Source organism: Streptomonospora sp. PA3 (genome assembly GCF_009728995.1).
Taxonomy (GTDB): Bacteria; Actinomycetota; Actinomycetes; order Streptosporangiales; family Streptosporangiaceae; genus Streptomonospora.
Genome location: NZ_VTZW01000023.1, coordinates 133,932 through 148,551, shown reverse-complemented (window position 1 = coordinate 148,551; position 14,620 = coordinate 133,932). Strand labels below are relative to the sequence as shown.

Annotated in this window: 15 protein-coding genes; 8 read left to right on the top strand and 7 right to left on the bottom strand. The window is 72.0% G+C overall.

What is annotated here, in order from left to right; all coding sequences use genetic code 11:
• Positions 1 to 16: 16 nt before the first annotated feature.
• From FZ103_RS24305 to FZ103_RS24295, 3 genes are all read right to left on the bottom strand, one after another.
• Positions 17 to 1,597, bottom strand: coding sequence for an alkaline phosphatase D family protein (locus FZ103_RS24305; protein WP_186356808.1), 1,581 nt, complete (start codon positions 1,595 to 1,597; stop codon positions 17 to 19).
• A 295-nt stretch (positions 1,598 to 1,892) separates the two neighbouring features.
• Complete coding sequence (locus FZ103_RS24300) at positions 1,893 to 2,066, bottom strand: DUF397 domain-containing protein (RefSeq protein WP_186356807.1); 174 nt, start codon at positions 2,064 to 2,066, stop codon at positions 1,893 to 1,895.
• Positions 2,047 to 2,823, bottom strand: coding sequence for a helix-turn-helix transcriptional regulator (locus FZ103_RS24295; RefSeq protein WP_156004552.1), 777 nt, complete (start codon positions 2,821 to 2,823; stop codon positions 2,047 to 2,049). The genes FZ103_RS24300 and FZ103_RS24295 overlap by 20 nt, the downstream gene beginning before the upstream one ends.
• A gap of 144 nt (positions 2,824 to 2,967) precedes the next feature.
• Between FZ103_RS24295 and FZ103_RS24290 the strand changes: the two genes are divergently transcribed.
• Entirely contained in the window at positions 2,968 to 3,234 is a 267-nt protein-coding gene (locus FZ103_RS24290; RefSeq protein WP_156004551.1) for a hypothetical protein, read from the top strand.
• Positions 3,235 to 3,237: 3 nt separating this feature from the next.
• Complete coding sequence (locus FZ103_RS24285) at positions 3,238 to 3,516, top strand: hypothetical protein (RefSeq protein WP_156004550.1); 279 nt, start codon at positions 3,238 to 3,240, stop codon at positions 3,514 to 3,516.
• A gap of 61 nt (positions 3,517 to 3,577) precedes the next feature.
• On the opposite strand, the gene FZ103_RS24280 is transcribed toward FZ103_RS24285, so the two are convergent.
• On the bottom strand, positions 3,578 to 4,123 hold the full coding sequence (locus FZ103_RS24280; protein WP_156004549.1) for a cupin domain-containing protein: 546 nt from the start codon (positions 4,121 to 4,123) through the stop codon (positions 3,578 to 3,580).
• Positions 4,124 to 4,273: 150 nt separating this feature from the next.
• Here FZ103_RS24280 and FZ103_RS24275 point away from each other — a divergent pair, with 150 nt between their 5' ends.
• Positions 4,274 to 4,903, top strand: coding sequence for a TetR/AcrR family transcriptional regulator (locus FZ103_RS24275; protein ID WP_156004548.1), 630 nt, complete (start codon positions 4,274 to 4,276; stop codon positions 4,901 to 4,903).
• Between the two features lie 568 nt (positions 4,904 to 5,471).
• Positions 5,472 to 6,137, top strand: a complete 666-nt coding sequence (locus FZ103_RS24270; RefSeq protein ID WP_156004547.1) for a TetR/AcrR family transcriptional regulator — start codon at positions 5,472 to 5,474, stop codon at positions 6,135 to 6,137.
• Here the strand turns inward: FZ103_RS24270 and FZ103_RS24265 are convergent.
• Positions 6,101 to 6,799, bottom strand: coding sequence for a FadR/GntR family transcriptional regulator (locus FZ103_RS24265; protein WP_186356806.1), 699 nt, complete (start codon positions 6,797 to 6,799; stop codon positions 6,101 to 6,103). The two genes, FZ103_RS24270 and FZ103_RS24265, sit on opposite strands and share 37 nt — an antisense overlap.
• A gap of 218 nt (positions 6,800 to 7,017) precedes the next feature.
• Here FZ103_RS24265 and FZ103_RS24260 point away from each other — a divergent pair, with 218 nt between their 5' ends.
• Together FZ103_RS24260 and FZ103_RS24255 are read left to right on the top strand one after the other, a co-directional pair.
• The gene (locus FZ103_RS24260; RefSeq protein WP_343233692.1) at positions 7,018 to 8,217 is read left to right on the top strand and encodes an MFS transporter; all 1,200 of its coding nucleotides are present in this window, start codon (positions 7,018 to 7,020) and stop codon (positions 8,215 to 8,217) included.
• Between the two features lie 73 nt (positions 8,218 to 8,290).
• Entirely contained in the window at positions 8,291 to 8,950 is a 660-nt protein-coding gene (locus tag FZ103_RS24255) for a hypothetical protein (RefSeq protein ID WP_156004546.1), read from the top strand.
• A 150-nt stretch (positions 8,951 to 9,100) separates the two neighbouring features.
• On the opposite strand, the gene FZ103_RS24250 is transcribed toward FZ103_RS24255, so the two are convergent.
• Both FZ103_RS24250 and aceA read right to left on the bottom strand, forming a co-directional pair.
• On the bottom strand, positions 9,101 to 9,967 hold the full coding sequence (locus FZ103_RS24250) for a CPBP family intramembrane glutamic endopeptidase (RefSeq protein WP_156004545.1): 867 nt from the start codon (positions 9,965 to 9,967) through the stop codon (positions 9,101 to 9,103).
• 186 nt (positions 9,968 to 10,153) lie between these two features.
• The gene (gene aceA / locus FZ103_RS24245) at positions 10,154 to 11,452 is read right to left on the bottom strand and encodes an isocitrate lyase (RefSeq protein WP_156004544.1); all 1,299 of its coding nucleotides are present in this window, start codon (positions 11,450 to 11,452) and stop codon (positions 10,154 to 10,156) included.
• 214 nt (positions 11,453 to 11,666) lie between these two features.
• Here aceA and FZ103_RS24240 point away from each other — a divergent pair, with 214 nt between their 5' ends.
• Positions 11,667 to 13,103, top strand: coding sequence for a helix-turn-helix transcriptional regulator (locus FZ103_RS24240; protein WP_156004693.1), 1,437 nt, complete (start codon positions 11,667 to 11,669; stop codon positions 13,101 to 13,103).
• Positions 13,104 to 13,310: 207 nt separating this feature from the next.
• Positions 13,311 to 14,549 (top strand): acyl-CoA dehydrogenase family protein, encoded by a 1,239-nt coding sequence (locus FZ103_RS24235; RefSeq protein WP_156004543.1) that lies wholly within the window; start codon positions 13,311 to 13,313, stop codon positions 14,547 to 14,549.
• The last annotated feature ends 71 nt before the right edge of the window (positions 14,550 to 14,620 follow it).

Here is a 14,620-nt window from a genome sequence, read left to right as displayed (position 1 = left end):
AAGACCGGCGAGCGGTTCAGGGCCGCGCCACCACGCCCGGGGTGCCGTCCTCCACCACGAAGCTCGCCCGCGTCGACACCGGCGCGCCCGGGCGGGTCACATACGGCACCACGCGGAAGTCGGTGCGCCACTCGGTGGGCGAGAGCGTGCAGCGCACGTAACCGCGCTGCTCGTTGACGAACGCGAAGTGCGGATTGGCCTCCAGGAAGCGCCGCCCCTGCTCGCTGATGTCCGCCCCGTCGCCGGTGGTGGAGATCGAGGTGCCGACGAACTCGGTGGCCACCGTCGGCGCGTCCTCGTCGCGGTAGTCGGCCTTCAGGTCGGCGGCGTAGTTCTGGTGCCGGTCGCCGGTGACCACCACCAGGTTGCGCACGCCCCGCTGCACCGCGGCGTCGAGCACCCGCTCGCGTTCGGCGGCGTAGCCGTCCCAGGGGTCCATCCACACGCTGGTGCCCTCACCGGGCGTGTTGTCGGTCTCGGTCATCGGCGACTGGTTGCCCAGCACCTGCCAGCGCGCCTGGGAGCTGCTGAAGCCGTTGATCAGCCAGTCGCGCTGGCGCTCGCCCAGCATGGAGCGGGACGGGTCGAAGCGGGCGTCGCAGTCGTCCTCCAGCCGCCCGCTGCACGCCTGGTCGTCGCGGTACTGGCGGGTGTCGAGCATGGTGAAGTCGGCCAGGCGGCCGTAGCGGATCCGGCGGTGCAGGCCCATGTCGGGGCCCGCCGGCATCGAGGACCGGCGCAGCGGCATGTTCTCGTAGTAGGCCTGGAACGCGGCGGCGCGCCGGCTCCGGAACTCCGCGCGCGGGTCGTCGTCCTGGGAGATCTCGTCGGCCCAGTTGTTGTCGACCTCGTGGTCGTCGGGCGTGACCAGCCACGGGAAACTGCCGTGGGCGTTCTGCAGGTGGGGGTCGGACTTGTAGAGCGCATAGCGCACCCGGTAGTGCTCCAGCCGGGTGGTCTCCACCAGCAGGTGGTCGGGGACCTTGCCGCGCAGGTCGCCCTCGATGGGGTACTCGTAGATGTAGTCGCCCAGGTGCAGCACCAGGTCGAGATCCTCGTCGGCCATGTGCTCGTAGGCGGTGTAGTGGCCCTGGTCCCACTTCTGGCAGGAGGCGAAGGCGAAGGCCATCGAGCCGGTCATCGACATCGGCGGGGGAGCGGTGCGGGTCCGGCCCACCGGGCTGACCTCGCCCATCGCGCGGAAGCGGTAGTAGTACTCGCGGCCCGCGCTCAGGCCGGAGACCTCGGGGTGGACGGAGTGGCCCAGTTCGGGCGAGGCCACCGAGGCGCCGCGGCGCACGACGCGCCGGAAGCGGGAGTCCAGGGCCACCTCGTACTCGACCTCGACGGGCTCGGTCGGCATGCCGCCCCGGCCGTCCTCGGCCAGCGGCTCGGGGGCCAGCCGGGTCCACAGCACGAAGCCGTCGTGGGTGGGGTCGCCGGAGCCCACGCCCAGGGTGAAGGGGAAGCCGGCCTTGGGCGCGGCGGAGGCGCTGGCGGAGAACAGGCCGGTGCCCAGCGCCACCGCGGCGGCCGAGGCGGTACCGATGCCGAGGAAGCGGCGGCGGTCGAAGCGGGTACGGGAGCGGGCGGGCACAGGGGCGGTGTGTCTCGGGGCGACGGGCACAGCAGACCTCCAGCAGGATTCGGGCCTTGTACGGGGGTCGGGTCCGAGCCGATGATCCGACCCCGCCGTGGCCGCAGAACGAGGCTATGGACACGCTGTGGTGAAGTCTCAGTGACACACCGTGGCGATCGCAGAGCGCTCGACATTCCGGGTCTGACCAGCCCGAAGGCCGCAAACGACCCCCGGCGCGGTCACGCCGAGGGCCTGGAGGTTCACCCGCTGTTCGCGCCGCGGGGGCGCGTGGGCGGGGGGTTACGGGGAGGGGTTAGAGAGAGTGAAGCTCGGCCAGAAAGGCGGCCCACTCGCGGTGGGGGAAGGCGAGGTGGCCGTGGTGGGGGTGCTGGGTGTCTCTGAGCTGGGCGGAGTCGCCGTCGGCGCGGCATTCGACGCAGTCGCCCGATGCGTGGCTGTACGTTGACTTAGTCCACTCGGTATTCACGTTCCGCCTCCTTGATCAGTGCGCAGCTATGGGACGGATCATAGGCAAAGGCGCTCAGCGTGCCCCATAGCGCCCCCAACCGGTGTACCTCGGCCATGTCGTCGATGAGCACGCCGCCGCTGACGTGCTCCGCATAAGCCATGGGCAGTCGGTCGTGGAACGAAAAGAGCCGGAAGTGACCGGCAAGGCCGGCGCGGGTACCCGCATCGTCCGGCAGGATCTGGACTCGGATTCGGCCCGAATCGATCAACTCGAGTACGTGGGAGAGCTGATCCGCCATCGTCTCGGCACCGCCGACCGCGGTTTTGAGGACGTGGTGCGGAATCACGTATTCCAGCGACGCCGACAGGGCCGCCAGCCGACTGCAACGCGCGGCGACGACGCTTCTCATGTCTTCGCCGGGACGCCCGTCTTCGAACAGCACACCGGCGTAGGCGGGGATCTGCAGGATTCCAGGCAGAACCATGGCGTTGAACTGCTTGATGTTCGCGGCTCTGGCCTCGCACTCGGTCGCTTGGCGCGACCATGTCGGGTCGCTGCTGCGAGCCTGCGTCCGAGTCCACCGGTCGAGCAAAGTGCCATTCGTTCCGTAAAGGTCTTCCAAGGCTCGGGCGGTCGGCCTTTGGCAAACGCGCTCGCCGCGTTCGAGTTTCCCGAGAAGTGAAGCGCTCTGCCCGATGGCGGAGGCTGCTTGATTAAGAGTCAGTCCGGCCTGAGACCGCTGATCACGTAGATACCTACCGAATTCCTCCCACATGTTTCGATGGTGCCATGCCGTCAGTACTTCTGCGCACCGTTCCGCACAACTCTTCCCAGCTTTGTGCAGGCGTTCTTGCTGGAGGTCGAACTCCGGGACACTTTCTGGACAAGAAGGCAGCTACGTGCACCGCCAGGAGCCTCCATGTCCTCAGGCGACTACTCCGACTTCCCCAAAGAAATCCAAATCCGACTCATCGACCTCAATCGGGTCAATTCAATGTACAAAGTCTGGGCCTCACGCAACGACGACGGCACCTTCGGCGCCTACTACGCCAGCCTGCGCCCGTTCCTCAACCGCGCCGGAAGCAGGTTCGCCCCCACGCTCGGCGCGGACTCCCACGTCCGCATGGAGCGCCTGCTCAACTTTCCGCCCGACCGCGTTCCGCCGCCGCGCATGCCCTCGGAGTGAGCCGTGGAAACCGACACCCGACCCGACCGCCGCGCACGCCCCTGGGACTGCCGCCTGTGCAACCGCGCCAACGAGGCCGGGCGCGACATCTGCGGCTACTGCGGAAACCCCGAATCGGCCAACCGCACACTGCCCCCGCTGCCGTGGCGTCCGGAGATCCCGCGCCTCCCGCGGCCCCGGCCCCCGCACATCCGCCCCCGCCGCTCGCGGGTGCGCCCCTACGTCCTCGCCCGCCCCGGGGCCTTCGCCGCCGGCGAGGAGGCCGCCGACGCGCCCCGGTGAGCCGGAGCCCGGTCGCCCGCCGCGCGGCGGGCGACCGGGCGCGGCCCGCAGGCCGGCGCCGTCACAGCAGTTCGGTGCGGTAGCGGGCGGCCAGGCGCGCTGCTCGGGCCCGGCGCACCGCCTGCTCCTCTTCGGAGGGGTCCGGCCCCGGAGGCGCGGCCTCCGTGCCGCCGGCGGGTGAGGCGATCTCCCGGAAGAACTCCTCCTGGCCCGCCGGGGTGCACATGCACAGCATCCGCGCGGGCTCCTGCGAGACGTTGCGGAAGTGGTGCGGCGCGTTGGCCGGGATGTTCACCGTCTCGCCCGCGTTCACGGACACGTCCTCGCCGCGGAAGGTGAAGCGCACCCGGCCCTGCAGGACGGTGAACATCTCCTCGAAGTCGTGCCGGTGCGGGGGCGGGCCACCGCCCGGCGGTACCCGCATGTCGATCAGGCAGTACCGGCCGTCGGTCTGCTCGCCCGAGAGCAGGATCGTGTAGACGTCGCCGACCAGCGAGATGCGAGGCAGGTCGTCGGACTCGGGGCGCACGACCGCGAGCCGGCGCCGCGGGTCGTCCGGCGGGATGGGCGGTTCGCTCGCGGACCGGGAGATCGCTGGGCCGGCCATGGCCACTCCTTCGTCGGGCGGGCCGGAGGCGGCCCCGGTGGGGCCCGGCCCGGTTGAAGCGGAACATTTCGTCCGCTTCAATGAAGCTAACCTTGCTGCGCCGGTCCGTCAAGGAGCGCCGGCAGCCGACCCCGTCCGCAGAGGAGGTCCATGGCCGCCCCGCGAAGGCCCCGCCGCGACGCCGAGGCCAACCGCCGGCGGCTGCTCGCCGCCGCCGCATCGGCCATGCTGCGCGAAGGCCGCAACGTTCCGCTGGCCAGCATCGCCGCCGAGGCCGGTGTCGGCGTCGGGACCCTCTACCGCAGCTATCCCGACCGCGACGCCCTGCTCCAGGCCCTCGAATACCGCGCATACGGACTGCTCAACGGCATCCTCGACGACATCGAGGACCGGGGCGCGCGCGGCCTGGAGGCGATCGAGCGGTTCCTGACCGGCACGTGCGCCGTCGCCGACCAGCTGTTCCTACCGCTGCACGGCGCGCCTCCGCTGGTCACCCCGGAGGCCGTGGCGGCGCGCCGCTCGATCAACCGGCGGCTGGAGGCCTTCATCGAGGCCGGCCGCAGCGACGGCGACATCCGCGCACCCGTCAACGCCACCGACGTGATCACCTTCAGCGCCCTCATCACCCAGCCGCTCACCCACGGCCCCGACTGGACGCACATGGCCGACCGCCAGATCGCCGTGTTCCTCAACGGGCTGGCGGCCGACGGCCCCCGCCGGGTTCCCGGGCCTTGCGTGCGCGCCGCCGACATCGAGGACGCCTTCCGGCGCCGCGCCTGACCCCGCGGCGACGGCTGCGCGGCGCCGTCTGAACCGACGAACGAGGAGGGAGGGCGGCGCGGCTACGTTTCTGTTTAAGGAGTCGGTCACCACAGGGGTTGCGGCAATGGGGCTGTGATGCGCGAATACCGCCCGTCACCCGCCACCGCCCCTAACGGAGGCGCTGCGCGCCGCGAGCTCATCGTGCCCGTCACCCGCCACCGCCCCTAACGGAGGCGCTGCGCGCCACGTACCTGTTCAGAGCCGGCTTGCCGCCGAGCGCACGGCGCACTTTTGTGCCGGAGGCCCGCCACCGGTGGCACGGCTCCACCTGGGACGGGCTGCGTGCGCTCGGCGGCAAGCTGTGTTCGCGCTTCGCGGGGCGCACCCATTGCCGCAGCCTCGGTGGTGGCCGCCCCGGGTGGTTCCCGGTGGGTTCCTGGAAAGCGGCACCCCCGCCGCTCGCGGGCGCGCCTTTGCGTCCTCGGCCCCCGCGCGGCCGGATTCGGCTAACGGCCCCCGGCCCGCCCGCGATCCCGGCACACTGGAGCCGGCACAGCAGGGCACGGGCGGGAATCCGGTGGACACGATGAGCGACGATGCGAACGCGGGCGGCGACGCCGCCGAGCCGGCCGAGGGGGCGGCCGTGTCGGCGCGCGGGCAGGCCACCCGGGCGCGATTACTGGCCGGGGCCCGCGCGGCGATCCTGGAGGGCGGCGGGACCCTGGAGGTGGCGGCGGTCGCGCGGCGCGCCGGGGTCTCGGCCGGGCTGCTCTACCGCTACTTCGCGGGCAAGGACGGCCTCGTGGCCGCCGTCGTCGACGACTTCTACGACTCCTATGACGGCGAGGTCTTCACGACCCGGCTGGACGGCGCGCTGAGCTGGCCCGAGCGCGAGCACGCGCGCCTGCGCAGGGAGATCGACTTCCTCTGCGACGCTCCGCTGGGCAGGATGATCGTCGGCCGGCGGCTGCGCGAGCCCGCCGCCGCCCAGACCGACGCCCAGCGCCTGGCCCGCCAGATCGACATCGCCGCGCGGAGCATCGCCAAGGCCCAGCGCGAGGGCGAACTGGACGGCTCGTTCTCGCCCCGCCTCGCCGCGGCCGCCACCCTCGGCGCGTTCCGCGAGCTGATGGCCGAGGCGCTCAGCGGCGACGCCGATCCGCCGCGCGCCGAGCTGCACGAAGCCATGTGGCGGGTGGGCTCCAGCCTGCTGCTTCACTCGCCGGCGAGCGACAGCAGTTCGTCCAGGTAGCAGGCCGCCTCGCGCAGCGCGCGGTCGGGATCGCCCGCGCGGACGGCGTCGGCCAGGCGCTTGTGGTCGAAGCTGGCGTTGTCCAGCCCGGCCCCGCCGCCGCTTCCGGGCTCGCCGTAGGCGGTGTGGGCGATGCTGTCGTAGACGGCCTGGGCGATGTCGTCGTACAGGTCGATCAGCAGCGGGTTGTGCGTGGCGTTGACGATCATGCGGTGGAAGGCGAAGTCGGACTCGACGAAGGCCGCCATGTCGCCCTCGTTCCAGGCGGACTCGCGCAGGGCAAGCGCGTGGTCGATGTCGGCCAGATCGGCGTCGGTGTGGCGCAGCGCCGCCAGGCGCGCGGCCTCCATCTCCAGAGCCCGCCGGACCTCCAGGTTCTCCCGCAGCCGCGAGCGCTCCAGCCGGCGGCGCAGCGCCCCGCCCAGCTCGCTGGAGGCGCGCACGAACGTCCCGGCGCCTTGGCGGATCTCCAGCAGGCCCGCGTGCGCGAGCGCGCGGACCGCCTCCCTGACGGTGTTGCGCCCCACCTCCAGCTGGTCGGACAGCTCGGACTCGGTGGGGATGCGGTCGCCGATGCCCCACTCGCCGGAGTCGATCTGGGCGCGCAGTTGGCTGATGACCTGGTCGACGAGGCCAGTGCGGCGCGTCGAAGCGAGAGGCACGCGTTACCTCCTACGGGTGGCGGCCACGAGCGGTATGGCCGATCGGTGTGCGGGCGGTTTAGGGCGGAGCTTAGACCAGACCAGGCCGCGAGTCGGTATTCGCGTCGAATGCGTTACGGTCATGATGTAGATCCCGTGATCCCATCTCTCATCTGGAGGCCGGCGTGACGGGCGCCTCAGCTGACACCGCAGTGCCGTCCGCGGACGGGGGCGGGCCCGTGGCCCCCGCCCGGCGGCCCCACCGCGTCGTATGGCTGCTGGCCGCCGGGGTGGCACTGGCCGCGCTGAACCTGCGCACGGGCATCACCAGCGTCGGTCCGCTGCTCACCGAGGTGACCGGGGGCCTGGGCATGTCCGCGGTGCTGGCGGGCGTGCTGACCACCCTGCCGGTGCTGTGCTTCGCCCTGTTCGCCTCGCTGACCCCGATGCTCATCCGCGCCCTGGGCGAGCACCGGCTGCTGGCCGCCGCGCTGCTCGCGCTGACCGTCGGGCTGTCCACCCGCCCGCTGGTCGACGGGGCCCTGCCCTTCCTCGTGCTGAGCGCGGTGGCGCTGTCGGGCGGGGCGGTGGGCAACGTGCTGCTGCCGACTCTGGTCAAGCAGCACTTCCCCGAGCGCGTGGGCGCGATGACCACCCTCTACACCACCTTCCTCGCCCTGGGCACCACCATGGCGGCCGCGGCGACGGTGCCGGTGGCGCAGGCCAGCGGGAGTTGGCGGGTGGCGCTGGGCTTCTACGGGGCCTTCGGACTGCTCGCGCTCCTGCCGTGGCTGGCGCTGCTGCGCCACGACCCGCCGCGCACCGGCGGCGCGGCCCCGATCGGGCTGCGCCGGGTGCTGGGCACGGCCATGGGCTGGCAGAGCGTGCTGTTCTTCGGCACCCAGTCGGCGGTCGCCTACATCATGTTCGGCTGGTACGCCGAGATGCTGCGCGCTGAGGGGATGAGCGCGGCCGAGGCCGGGCTGATGCTGTCCTACCTCACGGCGCTGGCGGTGCCGACCTCGCTGGTGCTGCCCGGTCTGATGGCGCGCGTGCGCGACCACCGCGGGTTCGTGGTGTTCTTCTTCGCCTGCTACGGGGCCGGGCTGACGGGGCTGTGGGTGTCGCCGCTGCAGGGCACCTGGGTGTGGACCACCCTGATCGGGATGGGCATGGCCACGTTCACGCTGGCGCTGACGTTCTTCGCGGTGCGTACCCGCACCTCCGGCGCGACGGCGGCGATGTCGGCCTCCAGCCAGAGCCTCGGCTACCTGATGGCCGGTCTCGGCCCCTTCCTGTTCGGCATGCTGCACGAGTTCACCGGCGGCTGGCACGCCCCGCTGGCGCTGGTGGGCGCCATGGTCACGGCCAACTTCCTGATCGGGCTGCTGCTGGGCCGCCCGCGCCATCTGGAGGACTCCCTGGCCCGGCACGAGTAGCGGAGCAGTGCCCGCGCCGACCGGATTCGCGGGTTCTCCGGACGAACGCGCCGCCGCCTGGCAGCCTTTCCTCATGGACGCCACCGGCATGCTGCAATCGGCGGAGTCCCTGCCGGACCACGGGCAGGGGCGACTCGGCAAGATCGCCCATGGTGCGCTCGCCGACGCCGTGACGCCCGGAGCCGCCGCCGAGCACCCGCGGCTCTACGTCGGGTACAACACGCTGCCCGACCCGCCTTTCCCCATGGCGGGGTTCCTCGGCAACGACGCGATGCGGGGCGCATGGCGGGCGTGCGGCGGCGAGCTGTGGACCTTCCTCGCCGAGGGGGCCCGCTCGCTGCGCGAGTCGCCCGTCCCGCAGCCCGGCTCCGTCGACGAGCGCAGCCGCAGCCTCCAGCGCATGATGCGCGTCGACGCCATGGTCCTGGTCTGGTCGGCGCACCTGATCACGCCCGAGGAGTGCGAGGGAGGGCGCGCGCTGGCCGCCAACATCGCCGAGGGGTATCTGCGCCCCGGCGACCTCGACGCCTCGCCCGCTGCACGGCCCTGCGTCGCGGCCTGGGCCGTCGACCGCGCGGGCACCGGCCTGATCCTGTGGCGGGAGGATCCCGCCGCCGACGGCGGGGCGGCCCCCGATTGCACGCCGACGAGCACCCGGGACCCCGTGGTAGCCGGGATCGCCGAACTTCTCGACGCCCAGTACACCTGGACCGCCACCGCCTTCGGATATTGACGCGCTTTTCCGGCTGAAGTCGGCTGGCGATCTGGCGAAGCCGGAAATCGCCGCCGTCGTAGTCCCTTTACGCCCCGCTGACCGGATCCCAGATCTTCGAACGAGAGGCGGAGGTCGCCCGCCGCGCGGCGCTTTTCCGGGGCCTGCCCGCTACCCGCCTGCGCCCGGGAGCCAGTCGACGCGGCCGAGCACATAGACCGAGCCGACGAAGGCGACGATGTCGATCAGCGAGTGGGCCGCCACCAGCGGCATCACCCGGCCGTAGCGGCGGTAGAACCAGCAGAACACCAGGCCCATCACCAGGTTGCCGAAGAACATGCCCAGCCCCTGGTAGATGTGGTAGGAGGCGCGCAGCAGCGAGCTGGCCACGGCCGCGCGCAGCGGCGACCAGCCCAGCTGGTCCAGGCGCAGCATCAGGTAGCCCACCACGATGACCTCCTCCAGCACGCCGTTCTTGACGGCCTGGAGCAGCAGGACGGGCACGGTCCACCAGTGGTCGTTGAGCGAGCTGGGCGCGACGGTCACCGACAGGCCCAGTTGGTGGGAGACGACGTAGACGACCAGCCCGCCGCCGCCGATCAGCGCGGCCAGCGCCGCCCCGCCCAGCAGGTCGCGGCCGGGGCGGGTGACGTCGAAGCCGATCGTGGCGGCCGACTCCCGGGTGCGGTGCAGCAGGTAGACCGCCAGCGCCACCGGCGCCATGGCGAACACCAGCGAGGCGAGCTGGCGGGAGAGGTCCAGCCACGGGCGCTGTTCCGCGGCCTGCGACCCGATCAGGCTGGCGGTCTGCTCGGCCAGCGACTCGGGGGCCGTGAGCGAGCCGACGAAGGAGATCACCGCCGCGACCGCGGCCGCGCCCAGCGACAGCGCCAGCACCAGGACGATCTCGCCGGCCAGCAGCCCGCGCGTCAGCGGAGCCGGGGCGGGTGCGGCGGCCGGCCCGCGGCCGGGTGCGGCCTCGCCCGGGGCGTCGTCCTCGGGCCGGTGGGCGCGCTCGTCGGAGGTGGGCTCGGGCATGGTCCCGATGATCGCACGCCGCGCGCGCCCGCCCGCACCCAGGCGGCAGGGTGCGGGCGGGCGCGCACAGGCCGGCGGCCCCGCGGGTGACACGGTTGCCGCGGGGCCGCCGGAGGCGACGGCGGCCCGCCGCGCCCCAGCCACGAAAGCGGGGCGGGCCTGCCGTCACGGGACGAGGAGCCAGTGTCAGTGAGCCGCTGAGAACTGGTCCTCTTCGGTGGAGCCGGTGAGAGCGGTGGTCGAGCCGTCCGGCGTGATCGCCGTGCTCACCAGGTCGAAGTAGCCGGTGCCGACCTCGCGCTGGTGGCGGGTGGCGGTGTAGCCGCGCTCCTCGGCGGCGAACTCGGCTTCCTGGAGCTTGACGTAGGCGCTCATGCCGCTCTCGGCGTAGCCCTTGGCCAGGTCGAACATCGAGTGGTTCAGCGAGTGGAACCCGGCCAGGGTGATGAACTGGAACTTGTAGCCCATGTGGGCCAGCTCGCGCTGGAACTTGGCGATGGTGGAGTCGTCCAGGTGGCGGCGCCAGTTGAACGACGGCGAGCAGTTGTAGGCCAGCATCTGGTCGGGGTACTCGGCCTTGATGCGCTCGGCGAACTGCCGCGCCACCTCCAGGTCGGGCGTGGAGGTCTCCATCCACAGCAGGTCGGAGTAGGGCGCGTAGGCCAGGCCGCGGGCCACGCAGGCCTCCAGGCCGTTGCGGACCCGGTGGAAGCCCTCGGCGGTGCGCTCGCCGGTGATGAACCGCTGGTCGGTCTCGTCGACGTCGCTGGTGATCAGCGTCGCCGCCTGGGCGTCGGTGCGCGCGATGACCAGGGACGGCACCCCGGCGACGTCGGCGGCCAGGCGGGCGGCGTTGAGCGTGCGGACGTGCTGCCCGGTGGGGATCAGCACCTTGCCGCCCAGGTGGCCGCACTTCTTCTCCGAGGCGAGCTGGTCCTCCCAGTGCACGCCGGCCGCACCGGCGGCGATCATGCTCTTCATCAGCTCGAAGGCGTTGAGGACCCCGCCGAACCCGGCTTCGGCGTCGGCGACGATCGGCGCCATCCAGTAGGGCGCGTCCTCGTCGCCCTCCGACCAGGTGATCTCGTCGGCCCGCTTGAGCGCGTTGTTGATGCGCCGCACGACCTGCGGGACCGAGTTGGCCGGGTAGAGGCTCTGGTCCGGGTAGGTGTGGCCGGCCAGGTTGGCGTCGGCGGCGACCTGCCAGCCGGACAGGTAGATCGCCTTGAGTCCGGCGCGGACCTGCTGGACGGCCTGGTTGCCGGTGAGGGCGCCCAGCGTGTTGACGTAGTCCTCGGTGTGCAGCAGCTCCCACAGCCGCTCGGCGCCGAGGCGGGCCAGCGTGTGCTCCTCGGTGACCGAGCCGCGAAGCCGGACCACGTCCTCAGCGGAGTAGGTGCGCTCGATGCCGGCCCACCGCGGGTTGGTCTCCCACTCCTGCCGGAGCGCCGCTGCCGCTTCCTGCTGACGACCGCTGATGCTCATGGTCTGTCACCGCCTTACGTGTATCCCCTGGAAGTCGTGCCGATGGGGAAGCTCCGCCGAGGGGCCCAAGCCCCGCCGCCGGCTGTGTTCCCCGCCGGTAACAACGATTCTTGTCAAAGTTCCAGGCTTTTTCGAGCCGGATCGGGGTGAAGATCTGGGAATCTTTCCCTACCATGAACCCATGGCGTACTTCGGGACTGAAGAAATACCGTCTTTGCCGGGGGACCTGGATCTGGTCACCTTTGGCCAGCGGCTGCGGCACCTGCGCCGCACACGCGGCATGACGCTGTCCGACCTGGGCGAGCGCGTGGGCCGGGCGCCCTCGCAGCTGTCGCTGCTGGAGAACGGCAAGCGCGAGCCCAAGCTGTCGCTGCTGACCTCCCTCTCCCAGGCCCTGGGGGTCTCGGTGGAGGAGCTGCTCTCGCGCCAGCCCCCCAGCCGGCGCGCGCAACTGGAGATCGCGGTGGAGGAGGCCCAGCGCGACCCCGTCTACCAGTCGCTGAACCTGCCCCACCTCAAGGTCGGCAAGCGCGTGCCCAACGACGTGCTCGAACACATCGTCGGGCTCTACGACGAGCTCAAGCGGCGCAGCGTCAAGCCCACCGCCACCCCCGAGGAGGCGCGGCGGGCCAACGCCGACCTGCGCCGCCAGATGCGCGAGCGCGGCAACTACTTCGAGGCCATCGAGAAGGCCGCCCAGGAGACCCTGGACGCGGTGGGCTACAGCGGCGGCGCGCTCTCCCAGGGCCAGATCCTGTCGATGGTGACCCACTACGGCTTCACCCTGCGCTACGTGCAGGACCTGCCGCGCTCGGTCCGCTCGGTCACCGACACCCGCAACCGGCGGCTCTACCTCAAGCGGGAGTCGCTGGGCATGCACAGCCCGCGCACGATCCTGCTGCAGACGCTGGGCCACTTCGTGCTCGGCCACGGCCAGCCGCGCGACTTCGCCGACTTCCTGCGCCAGCGGGTCGAGGCCAACTACTTCGCCGCGGCCGTGCTGATCCCCGAGTCCACCGCGGTGCCCTACCTGCAGGGGGCCAAGAAGGCGCGCGACCTGTCGGTGGAGGACCTGCGCGACGTGTACTCGGTCTCCTACGAGATGGCCGCGCACCGGTTCACCAACCTGGCCTACCGCCACCTCGACCTGGTCTGCCACTTCATCCGCAACGACGAGACGGGGATCATCTACAAGGCCTACGAGAACGACGGGCTGATCTTCCCCACCGACGACACCGGCGCCATCGAGGGCCAGCGGATGTGCCGCTACTGGTCGGGGCGCCAGGTCTTCGCCTCGCCCGACCGGTTCTCGATCTACTACCAGTACACCGACAAGCCCAACGGCACCCACTGGTGCGTGGCCCACGTGGACCCCAGCCGCGAGAAGAACTTCGCCATCACGCTGGGCGTGCCCTACAAGGAGTCGCGGTGGTTCCGCGGGCGCGAGACCACCAACCGCACCCAGTCCAACTGCCCCACCGGCGAGTGCTGCGTGCGCCCGCCGGCCGAGCTGGCCGCGCGCTGGGAGGGCCAGGTCTGGCCCTCGGCCCGCGCCCACTCCCACGTGCTCTCGGCGCTGCCCTCGGGGACCTTCCCGGGCGTCGACGAGACCGACGTCTACACCTTCCTGGAGCGCCACGCCGAGGAGTAGGCGCCGCAGGCACGCCCTCCCGGATACGCCACCGCGGCCCCGGACCCGCTCGCGGGTCCGGGGCCGCGTCATGCCCGCGAAGCATGTTACCGTTGGTAACATCTAGCCTGGCCGGTCCGCCGGCGCCGGTCCGACCGGGCGCGCAACCCCGGCCCCGCCACCCCCTGCCGCCGAGCCCCACCACAGGACGAGTAAGGACGAGTGCAGATGAGCGAGACCGCCGACAGCCCTGCCACCGGGTTCAGCCTCGAACTCGACGAGGACATCCGCGACGTCCGCGACTGGGCGCACGGGTTCGCCCGCGACGTCATCCGCCCCGCCGCCGCCGAATGGGACGAGCGCGAGGAGACCCCCTGGCCGGTCCTGAAGGAGGCCGCCAAGATCGGCCTGTACTCCCTGGACTTCTTCGCCAACCAGTGGCTGGAGCCCAGCGGCGTGGGCATCCCGGTCGCCTTCGAGGAGCTGTACTGGGGCGACCCCGGCATCGCGCTGTCGATCACCGGTACCGCGCTGGCCGCCGTCGCCGTGGCCGGCAACGGCACCCAGGAGCAGCTCTTCGAGTGGACGCCGCAGATGTTCGGCAGCCCCGACGACATCAAGCTCGGCGCCTTCTGCTCGTCCGAGCCCGACGCCGGCAGCGACGTCAGCGCGATCCGCACCCGCGCCGTCTACGACGAGGCCACGGACGAGTGGGTGCTCAACGGCACCAAGACCTGGGCCACCAACGGCGGCATCGCCGACGTGCACGTGGTCGTCGCCTCCGTCGAGCCCGAACTGGGCTCGCGCGGCCAGGCCAGCTTCGTGGTCCCGCCCGGCACCCCCGGGCTCTCCCAGGGCCAGAAGTTCGCCAAGCACGGCATCCGCGCCTCCCACACCGCCGAGGTCGTCCTGGACGACGTCCGCGTGCCCGGCCGCTGCCTGCTCGGCGGCAAGGAGCGCCTGGACGAGCGGCTGGCCCGCGCCCGCGAGGGCCGCAGCTCCAAGGGCCAGGCCGCGATGAAGACCTTCGAGGCCTCGCGCCCCAGCGTCGGCGCCATGGCGGTGGGCTGCGCCCGCGCCGCCTACGAGTACGCCCGCGACTACACCGTCCAGCGCGAGCAGTTCGGCAAGCCCCTCGCCGAGAACCAGGCCGTGGCATTCACCCTCGCCGACATGGCCACCCGCATCGACGCCGCCCGCCTGCTGGTGTGGCGCGCCGCCTGGATGGCGCGCAACGACAAGGAGTTCGCCCAGGCCGAGGGCTCGATGAGCAAGCTCTTCGCCAGCGAGACCGCCGCCTGGGTCACCCAGAACGCCATCCGCCTGCTCGGCGGCAACGGCTACACCCGCGAATACCCGGTGGAGCGCTGGCACCGCGACGCCACCATCTTCACCATCTTCGAGGGCGCCAGCGAGATCCAGCGCCTGATCATCGGCCGCGCGGTCACGGGGCTGCCGGTGCGGTGAGGTGCCACCGGACCCGCCGCGCCGTGCGGCGCCCGGCGCAGGCGCGGCTCGCGCGGGTGCGCCGGTCCGGG